This is a genomic window from Amycolatopsis vancoresmycina (genome assembly GCF_000716785.1).
Lineage (GTDB): Bacteria > Actinomycetota > Actinomycetes > Mycobacteriales > Pseudonocardiaceae > Amycolatopsis > Amycolatopsis vancoresmycina.
Genome location: NZ_JNYY01000062.1, coordinates 1 through 355, shown reverse-complemented (window position 1 = coordinate 355; position 355 = coordinate 1). Strand labels below are relative to the sequence as shown.

Here is a 355-nt window from a genome sequence, read left to right as displayed (position 1 = left end):
CAGCTGGCTGATGGAGCACGTCGGCCCGCTCAAGGACGCCCTCAACGGGCTCACCGGCAACGCCGACGAAATCGCCGCCCAGTCCGAGACCTGGGCCAACGTCGCCAAGGAACTCGGCAGCGTCTCCTCGGACCTGACCGACGCCGTCAAAGCCGACCTGCAGTCGTGGTCCGGACCGGCCTCCGACGCCTACCGGCAACGCGGCCAGGACGTGGCCACCACCCTGCAAGCGGCGCAGAAGGGCTGCGAAGGCGCTTCCAGCGGCGTCAAGACCGCCGGTGAGGTCGTGGCCGCGGTCCGCACGCTGGTGCGCGACATCATCTCCGAGCTCGTCGGGCACCTGATCAGCTGGGCG

At 70.1% G+C, this 355-nt stretch carries 1 protein-coding gene; it reads left to right on the top strand.

The window, feature by feature from the left end; genetic code table 11:
• The coding region (locus OO60_RS44320; protein WP_156081365.1) for a WXG100 family type VII secretion target at positions 1–355 on the top strand (355 nt) is incomplete at both ends.